This window comes from Vibrio sp. 1557 (assembly GCF_033340175.1).
Taxonomy (GTDB): Bacteria; Pseudomonadota; Gammaproteobacteria; order Enterobacterales; family Vibrionaceae; genus Vibrio; species Vibrio alginolyticus.
Genome location: NZ_JAWOVZ010000017.1, coordinates 88,238 through 97,198 on the forward strand (window position 1 = coordinate 88,238; position 8,961 = coordinate 97,198).

Here is an 8,961-nt window from a genome sequence, read left to right on the forward strand (position 1 = left end):
GATTTATTCACGCTGGCTTTTTCTTTTTTTACGTTGTTCACAGAAGACGGTTTTTCTGCGGAATAGGCAGAGAATTTTGATATCACCGTTGGTATTAGCGGTGTGTTTCGGTAGAATAATCGTTTGCGCAGCTTGAAATCCTCGTCTCCAAACATTTTGGAGAAGTTAGTGAGCATTCCGCTTTTGAGTGACTTCGCTAGATTTTGAGGATGCATATTTTCAAATTATTAGGTTATTACAATGAGTAAAAAATTCATTATCACTTGGGATGCAATGCAGACTTACTGCCGTGAACTGGCTGAGAAACAAATGCCAGCTGAGCAATGGAAAGGAATTTGGGCGGTAAGCCGCGGCGGTTTGGTTCCTGGCGCTATTTTGGCTCGTGAACTGGGTATTCGTTACGTTGATACAATCTGTATTTCAAGCTACGACCATGATCATCAGCGCGATATGACGGTACTAAAAGCACCTGAAGGTGATGGCGAAGGTTACCTAATCGTTGAAGACCTAGTAGACAGTGGTGATACAGCGCGCAAACTACGTGAGATGTATCCAAAAGCGAAAATGATCGCTGTGTGTGCGAAACCATCAGGCAAAGAGCTGCTGGATGATTACGTTGTAGATATTGCTCAAGACACTTGGATCGAGCAGCCTTGGGATATGTCAATCCAGTATGCTGAGCCAGTAAACCGCAAGCAAAAATAAGCGCGGTTAAAGAATATTGAGAAGTGCCCCTTTATAGGGGCATTTTTTTTATTATGATATTAAATCATGCTAATAGCCTAGGGTTCTTCCTATGTCTGAAGACGTCAGTAAAAATCTTTCCGAAACTTTGTTCGTGAAACATAAGCAAGCAAAAGAAACCTCCGCGCTTACCCAGTACATGCCGACCAGTAAAAAAATACTTGATGAACGAGAAGCGCAGGGTGATCGTGCTTGGTATCGTCATTTGCGTCGCTTGCAATGGGCTTGGCAAGGATTGTCTCCGATCGAAATGGAAGGCGTACTGTCCAAAATTGCTTCATCATCTCACTCGCGAACCAATGATGATTGGTTAGACACTGTAATGGGTTATCACAGTGGTAACTGGACATTTGAGTGGATCAAGCTTGGTATGGATCATCAGAAGCGAGCAAATGAAATGCAAGGAGAAGAGGCAGCGGATGAACTCTTCACTGCTTCTTTGTGTTTTAGTATTGCAGGCTACCCACATTTAAAAAATGATAACTTGGCATCGCAGGCTCAAGTGCTGGCAAACAAAGCGTATTCTGACGGCGCAGAAAAAACTAAGTACACCATCAAGCAAATTGAAGTGCCTTACCAAAATCGCAAAATCATCGCGAACCTCCATTTACCAAGAACGGATAAACAGTTGCCAGTGGTCATGGTGAGCGCTGGTTTGGATACTCTACAAACCGACATGTGGCGTTTGTTCCGTAATCGTCTTGCACCGCGAGATATTGCGATGTTAACCGTAGACATGCCTTCGGTAGGGCATAGCTCTCATTGGCCCTTGACCGAGAATTCAAGTTGCCTACATCAAGCGGTATTGAATGAGCTTTACTCGCTACCTTGGGTTGATCATCACAAAGTGGGGTTAGTTGGGTTTCGTTTTGGTGGTAATGCCATGATCAGACTTTCTTTTGTCGAGCAGGAAAAGATCAAAGCTTGTGTCGCTCTAGGCGCACCCGTACATGATATTTTTACTTCCCCTCAGAAGTTACAAAAAATGCCGAAGATGTATTTAGATCTTTTGGCTTCCCGTTTGGGGAAAAATGCGGTTGATATTAATAGCATGGCAGGTCAGATGATGGCGTGGTCATTGAAGGTTCAGGGCTTCCTGAGCAGTCGAAAAACCAAAGTGCCTATTTTGGCTTTGAGTCTTGAAGGCGATCCAGTGTCGCCACACAGTGATAATCAACTTGTTGCTCTATTTAGCCAGTATGGTAGAGCGAAAAAAATCAGTTCCAAAACAATTACAAAAGGATATGAGCAATCCCTCGATTTAGCCATAAAGTGGCTAGAAGATGAATTATTAGGGTGACAATTCTCCTAAATTAGTTAAGAGTGATATATCTGAGCAAAAAATAAGCTCATGATAATTAAAAATAATAATCATTCTTGGGTGTTTACTTTTAACTATGAAAACGGAGATTCATATGTCAGAGACGACTCAGGGCCCGACTCACTTTCGCTTGATGTCAAAGTTGAAGGCGATAGGGCCTTACCTGCGCGAACCACAATCGCAAGAAGGGCGCTATTATTTTGATTGTTTATCTGTATGTGTAGACGACAAAAAATCGCCTGAGAAGCGTGAATTTTGGGGCTGGTGGATGGATTTGGAATCCATCGAGGGAGGCTTTACTGCTAAATATCATATTGGCAAGTACAACAAAGAAGGGCAATGGGTATCTGAAGCCCTTCCCAAAAAAGTGGTAGAGGAAGTGTATCTCACGCAGAGCACATTCCATCAAAAGCTGGTTGATACTTTAGAAGAACACTTCAAATTAGAAGTCGAATATCACACGGAGTCTTTCGATTTCGCTTAATTTGGTTGTTTTCATTTAATACCAAACAAAAAGGTGCGAAAACGCACCTTTTCTCTTGTTAATTCCCTATTTGATTGTTAAAACATCCTCTCTTTATTTGTTTTTCACTTCAGAAGACATCATGACAACGAATCAACAAAATGCAGTTGTTTCACAACCACAAACTGTCGTTGTGAAACTGGGTACAAGTGTGCTGACAGGCGGCACTCTGGCACTCGACCGTGCACACATGGTTGAGTTAGCACGCCAGTGTGCTGAGCTTAAAAAACAAGGCCATTCAATCGTAATGGTTTCGTCTGGTGCGATTGCAGCAGGCCGTGAGCATCTTGGTTACCCCGCATTGCCCAACGAGATGGCGAGTAAGCAGTTACTTGCCGCGGTGGGGCAGAGCCGCTTGATTCAAACATGGGAGTCTTTGTTTGGTATTTATGGTATCAAGATCGGCCAAATGCTACTAACCCGTGCCGATTTAGAAGATCGTGAGCGATTCCTTAACGCGCGTGACACTATTAATGCGCTCGTTGCGAACGATATTGTTCCTATCGTAAACGAAAATGATGCCGTTGCGACTAGCGAGATTAAAGTTGGCGATAACGACAACCTTTCCGCTTTGGTAGGCATTTTATGTGGTGCAGATAAGCTCTTGCTTTTAACGGACCAAAAAGGTCTGTTTACTGCTGATCCTCGTAAAGATCCGAACGCAGAGCTTATCAAGGAAGTAAAAACCATCGACGATACGCTGCGTAAAATCGCAGGTGGAAGCGGTACAACATTGGGTACTGGTGGTATGGCAACGAAGCTGCAAGCCGCAGACATCGCTCGCCGCGCAGGTATCGAGGTTATTATTGCTGCTGGTAGTGCGCCGAATGTTATCTTTGACTCTTTAAGTGCTGAACCTCAGGGCACGCGCTTCCTACCTTGCGCTGAAGCCTTAGAGAACCGTAAACGCTGGATTCTAGCGGGACCTGCGGCATCGGGCGACATCGTTATTGATGATGGTGCAGTCAATGCTGTGGTCGGCAAAGGCAGTAGCCTACTTGCTAAAGGGGTCATCAAAGTTAGTGGTGACTTCGCACGAGGCGAAGTGGCGCGTGTAACAAACACTCACGGTAAGTTGGTGGCTCGTGGCATCAGCGCCTACTCAAGTGATGACCTAACTAAAATTACTGGTAAGCACAGTAAAGATATCATCTCTATTTTGGGTCATGATTATGGCTCTGAGGTGATTCACCGCGATGATTTGGTCGTCATTCAGGAATAGAATTAGAGGGAAGCAAAGTGGATTTAACGAATATGGGTAAAGCTGCTAAAGATGCAGCTTTCGAATTAGCGACAGCGTCAACTGCGCAAAAGAACCAAGCATTAGCCATCATTGCTGATGAACTAGAAGCAAACTCTGCTGCTATTTTGGCGGCAAACGCTAAAGACATCGAACTTGGCCGTGAAGCGGGTTTAACCGATGCGCTGCTCGATCGCCTTTTGCTTAATGAAGAACGATTGACTGCAATTGCGAATGATGTTCGCAACGTCATTAGCCTGAACGATCCTGTAGGCAGCGAAATAGACAGTAAGGTACTGGAAAATGGGATGTCACTGTCTCGTCGTCGTGTGCCGCTTGGTGTCGTGGGCGTAATTTATGAAGCGCGTCCAAACGTAACCATTGATATTGCAGCGTTGTGCTTGAAAACCGGCAACGCAAGCATTTTACGTGGTGGCAAAGAGACCTTTTTCTCGAATATGGAATTAGTGAAGGTTATTCAGTCTGCGCTCGCAAAGGCGAACCTTCCAGCCGCTTCTGTGCAGTACATTGAAAAACCAGATCGTGAGCTTGTTTCTCAATTGCTTAAGTTGGACGATTACGTCGACATGATCATTCCACGCGGTGGTGCTGGCCTACACAAAATGTGTAAAGAAAACAGCACGATTCCGGTGATTATTGGTGGCTTTGGTATCAGCCATATCTTTGTCGACGAATCCGCTGATCTAGAGAAATCCCTGAATGTGGTTGAGAACTCTAAAGTTCAACGTCCATCTGCGTGTAACTCATTAGATACGCTGCTCGTGCATGAAAAAATTGCAGCGCAATTCCTACCAATGATCGTAGAGCGCATGAACGATAAAGTGACCTTCGTGATAGAGCCTAAGGCAAAAGCACTGATGGCTCAAGCAACACAAATTCGCGATGCTGTTGAAGGTGACTTTGATACGGAATGGTTGAGCTACACTCTTGGTGTGAAAGTTGTGTCTGATGTGAAAGATGCCATTGATCATATGCGTGTCCATAACGCGAGCCACTCAGATGCGATCATGACCAATAGTTTGGAAAACTCAGAACTGTTCATCAATTCTGTCGGTTCGGCGGCGGTTTATGTGAATGCTTCAACGCGCTTTACAGACGGTGCGCAATTTGGCCTTGGCGCAGAAGTCGCAGTATCTACGCAAAAGCTACATGCACGCGGTCCGATGGGCTTAGAAGAGCTAACTAGCTACAAGTGGGTTGGTAAAGCGAACTACTTAGCACGCAGTTAACACATTCGACGAGATCTTGAGTGAAAAAGGGGCCTTTGCGCCCCTTTTTGTTTTGTCTAACATACCAATTCCGCTACACTACATGAGCTTTTATTTCGGTTTGAAAGCGTTATACCCAAATAGCTTTAATAGAGTCCGTATAACCATGAACGCGTGGTTATCCGTGATTGCTCATGAGGTTATTTTGGTATAGATATGGAGGTGATATGCATTGTCCTTTTTGTTCCGAGAACGATACCAAAGTTATTGATTCCCGCTTAGTGGCTGATGGCCATCAAGTTCGACGTCGCCGTCAGTGCTTGGCGTGTAGCGAGCGTTTCACTACGTTTGAAAGCGCAGAGTTAGTGATGCCTAAAGTGATCAAATCGAATGGCAACCGTGAACCATTTGATGAAGATAAAATGGTCGGCGGTATTCAACGCGCTTTAGAGAAACGCCCAGTGAGTGCCGATTCTATAGAATTAGCGATCAGTATGATCAAATCACAACTGCGTGCGACGGGTGAGCGAGAGGTTCCGAGTGAAATGATTGGTAATTTAGTCATGGACCAGCTCAAAGAGCTCGATAAGGTGGCTTACATTCGTTTTGCTTCGGTTTACCGCAGCTTTGAAGATATTCGCGAGTTTGGCGAAGAGATTGCCCGCCTAGAAGACTGAGTAGCTCATGACTCAACACACTCCTGAAAGAGCGTTTTCTGATTTAGATTTCGCCATGATGTCACGAGCTATTAAGTTAGCGAAACGTGGCATTTACACCACCGCCCCTAATCCAAATGTAGGGTGTGTCATCGTTCGTGATGAAGAAATTGTCGGTGAAGGCTATCACCATCGTGCTGGTGAGCCGCATGCCGAAGTGCACGCGATGCGCATGGCGGGTGAAAAAACAGTTGGTGCAACCGCTTATGTGACGCTAGAACCTTGCTCTCATTACGGCCGTACACCGCCATGTGCCGAAGGGCTGATTAAAGCCAAAGTGGCACGTGTGGTTTGCGCCATGGTAGACCCAAACCCGAAAGTTGCAGGTCGCGGCATCCAGATGTTACGTGATGCCGGAATTGAAGTACAAATCGGCTTGTTAGAGCAAGATGCCCTTGCCCTTAACCCTGGTTTTATAAAGTACATGCGTACAGGCATGCCGTTTGTTCAATTAAAAATGGCAGCCAGTTTGGATGGGCAAAGCGCACTCAGTAATGGTCAGAGCCAATGGATCACCTCCCCAGCGGCCCGCCAAGATGTGCAGCGTTATCGAGCGATAAGTGGTGGCATTCTTTCTACTAGCAAAACGGTGATTGATGATAATGCATCACTCAATGTGCGCTGGGATGACTTACCTAAAAGTGTTCAAGCGCAGTATTTACAAGAAGAGCTTCGTCAACCAGTACGTGTAATCTTAGACCGTCAGAACCATTTAACTGATGCGCTCAAGCTGTTCCATACCGATGGAGAACGAGTTATTGTTCGCTCTGATGGAGACTGTATCCCTCTATTGGACAGCGCTGACCAAATTGACTTATCAACGACATTAAAGCGTATCTCTGATGAGCACCATATCAATCACTTATGGGTTGAAGCTGGAGCTACGCTAGCGAGTGCGATGATAAAGGCTAATCTTGTAGATGAGCTCATTGTTTACCTTGCGCCAAAACTCATGGGCAGCGATGGTCGGGGGCTTATCGGTGCTTTAGGGTTAAGCGCTATGGCTGACGTCATAGATTTAAACATTACAGACGTTCGTATGGTTGGGGTAGACATTCGCATCACGGCCACCATAAAACGTAATGAAATTAGATAAGAAATAGTATGTTTACAGGAATAGTAGAAGCAGTTGGCAAGTTAGCTGCGATTACGCCGAAGGGCGAAGACATCACCGTCACGGTTGAAACGGGTACGCTTGATATGTCAGACGTTAAGTTAGGCGATAGCATTGCGACCAACGGTGTTTGCTTAACGGTAGTTGACTTCGGAAGCCACTATTACAGTGCTGATCTGTCATTAGAAACCTTGAAGAAAACTGGGTTTGCTGAATACCAAGTAGGCGATAAGGTGAATCTAGAAAAAGCCATGTTGCCAACAACGCGATTGGGTGGACATATCGTTTCTGGCCATGTCGATGGGGTTGGTGAAATTGTCGAACGCAATTCAGTTGGCCGTGCGATAGAGTTTTGGGTTGCAATGCCTGCGGAAATTAGCAAGTACGTTGCAGAGAAAGGCTCGATTACTGTTGATGGTATTAGCCTAACCGTCAACGACTTACGTAAAAATGCTTTTAAGCTGACGATCGTTCCTCATACGAGTGAAGAAACTACGATTGACCAGTTTCAAGTGGGGCGCAAAGTCAACTTAGAAGTTGATGTACTTGCGCGTTATATGGAGCGTTTACTGCAAGGACAACAAGAAGATAAGGCCGAGTCTCGTATCACGATGGACTTTTTACAGCAAAACGGTTTTGCATAAGTCTTGGGAGTGGCTGCGTGAGGCATGCGATAAAGAGCAGACTCACAGAACACCGCGAGATTCATTGACTTGCTTAATGCAAAGCTCAAACTATTGACCTAACTAGCATTCACTGCAACGTAATTTTTCATTGCTGTCGCAATAACAAATTTAGAATAACGGGATAACAGACTATGCCAATCAGTACGCCACAAGAAATTATTGATGATATTCGCGCAGGCAAAATGGTCATCCTAATGGATGATGAAGACCGCGAGAATGAAGGTGACTTGATCATGGCTGCCGAGCATATTACGCCGGAAGCCATCAACTTTATGGCAACCTATGGCCGTGGCCTGATTTGTTTAACCATGACCAAAGATCGTTGCGAAAGTCTAGGTCTGCCACCAATGGTGCAAGACAATAATGCGCAATACACCACCAACTTTACTGTTTCGATTGAGGCAGCAGAAGGGGTAACGACTGGTATTTCAGCCGCAGATCGCGCACGTACCGTTCAAGCAGCAGTCGCGCCAAACGCTAAAGCTGCGGATTTGGTGCAGCCTGGTCACATCTTCCCTCTCGCAGCTCAAGACGGCGGTGTACTGACTCGTGCAGGTCACACTGAAGCTGGCTGTGATTTGGCTCGTCTTGCTGGTTTAGAGCCAGCATCGGTGATTGTTGAGATCTTAAATGACGACGGCACGATGGCTCGTCGCCCAGATCTAGAGATCTTTGCAGAGAAGCACGGTATTAAATTGGGCACTATTGCCGACCTAATTGAGTACCGCAATAACACTGAGACAACGATTGAACGTGTGGCAGAGTGCAAGTTACCGACAGAGTTTGGCGAGTTCACGTTAGTCACGTACAAAGACACCATTGATAACCAAGTGCACTACGCAATGTGCAAGGGCGATTTGAAAGAAAAAGCGCCACTGGTTCGCGTTCATCTTCAAGACGTTTTTACCGACTTACTACGTAGCGATCGTAATGCAGAGCGCAGCTGGACACTAGATAAGGCAATGAAACGCATTGGTGAAGAAGGCGGTGTGCTGGTTGTTCTTGGCCATGAAGAATCGACCGATCTACTTATTCATCGCGTGAAGATGTTCGAAGCGCAAGACAAAGGTGAAGCCCCAACGCTTGCTAAAAAACAAGGCACGTCTCGCCGTGTTGGCGTTGGTTCACAGATTCTTGCGGATCTCGGTGTACATGATATGCGCCTTCTGTCATCGACCAACAAAAAGTACCACGCGTTAGGTGGTTTTGGTCTGAACGTTGTTGAGTACGTCTGCGAGTAACAACCGAACAATAAGTTCCTAGTCTTTGACGTGCTTAACTCGTCAATGGCTAGGAACCGGTGATTTGCCTCCAATTTCCATTAGATATTGCTCACAAATTTGTGCTAGAATCCGGCGATTCTCACTTGATGAACATATTTCACTTAT

Annotated in this window: 9 protein-coding genes; all 9 read left to right on the top strand. The window is 45.5% G+C overall.

Going from position 1 to position 8,961, the window contains the following annotated elements; genetic code table 11:
• The first annotated feature begins 240 nt into the window (after positions 1-240).
• Positions 241-705, top strand: a complete 465-nt coding sequence (gene tet(34) / locus R7070_RS17990) for an oxytetracycline resistance phosphoribosyltransferase domain-containing protein Tet(34) (RefSeq protein ID WP_005381590.1) — start codon at positions 241-243, stop codon at positions 703-705.
• A 91-nt stretch (positions 706-796) separates the two neighbouring features.
• Positions 797-2,044: an esterase FrsA gene (frsA, locus tag R7070_RS17995; RefSeq protein ID WP_005381586.1), complete on the top strand. Its 1,248-nt coding sequence runs from the start codon at positions 797-799 to the stop codon at positions 2,042-2,044.
• Between the two features lie 115 nt (positions 2,045-2,159).
• Positions 2,160-2,549 carry a sigma factor-binding protein Crl gene (gene crl, locus R7070_RS18000; protein ID WP_005381584.1) on the top strand — a complete coding sequence of 130 codons (390 nt, stop codon included), beginning with the start codon at positions 2,160-2,162 and terminating at the stop codon, positions 2,547-2,549.
• 121 nt (positions 2,550-2,670) lie between these two features.
• Positions 2,671-3,810, top strand: a complete 1,140-nt coding sequence (gene proB, locus R7070_RS18005; protein WP_137281755.1) for a glutamate 5-kinase — start codon at positions 2,671-2,673, stop codon at positions 3,808-3,810.
• A 17-nt stretch (positions 3,811-3,827) separates the two neighbouring features.
• Positions 3,828-5,078: a glutamate-5-semialdehyde dehydrogenase gene (locus tag R7070_RS18010; protein ID WP_213965672.1), complete on the top strand. Its 1,251-nt coding sequence runs from the start codon at positions 3,828-3,830 to the stop codon at positions 5,076-5,078.
• A gap of 206 nt (positions 5,079-5,284) precedes the next feature.
• Positions 5,285-5,734 carry a transcriptional regulator NrdR gene (nrdR, locus tag R7070_RS18015; RefSeq protein WP_005381578.1) on the top strand — a complete coding sequence of 150 codons (450 nt, stop codon included), beginning with the start codon at positions 5,285-5,287 and terminating at the stop codon, positions 5,732-5,734.
• Positions 5,735-5,741: 7 nt separating this feature from the next.
• Entirely contained in the window at positions 5,742-6,869 is a 1,128-nt protein-coding gene (ribD, locus tag R7070_RS18020; RefSeq protein WP_182016573.1) for a bifunctional diaminohydroxyphosphoribosylaminopyrimidine deaminase/5-amino-6-(5-phosphoribosylamino)uracil reductase RibD, read from the top strand.
• A gap of 8 nt (positions 6,870-6,877) precedes the next feature.
• The gene (locus R7070_RS18025) at positions 6,878-7,531 is read left to right on the top strand and encodes a riboflavin synthase (protein WP_005381574.1); all 654 of its coding nucleotides are present in this window, start codon (positions 6,878-6,880) and stop codon (positions 7,529-7,531) included.
• Between the two features lie 173 nt (positions 7,532-7,704).
• Positions 7,705-8,814 (top strand): bifunctional 3,4-dihydroxy-2-butanone-4-phosphate synthase/GTP cyclohydrolase II, encoded by a 1,110-nt coding sequence (ribBA, locus tag R7070_RS18030; RefSeq protein WP_005381573.1) that lies wholly within the window; start codon positions 7,705-7,707, stop codon positions 8,812-8,814.
• The last annotated feature ends 147 nt before the right edge of the window (positions 8,815-8,961 follow it).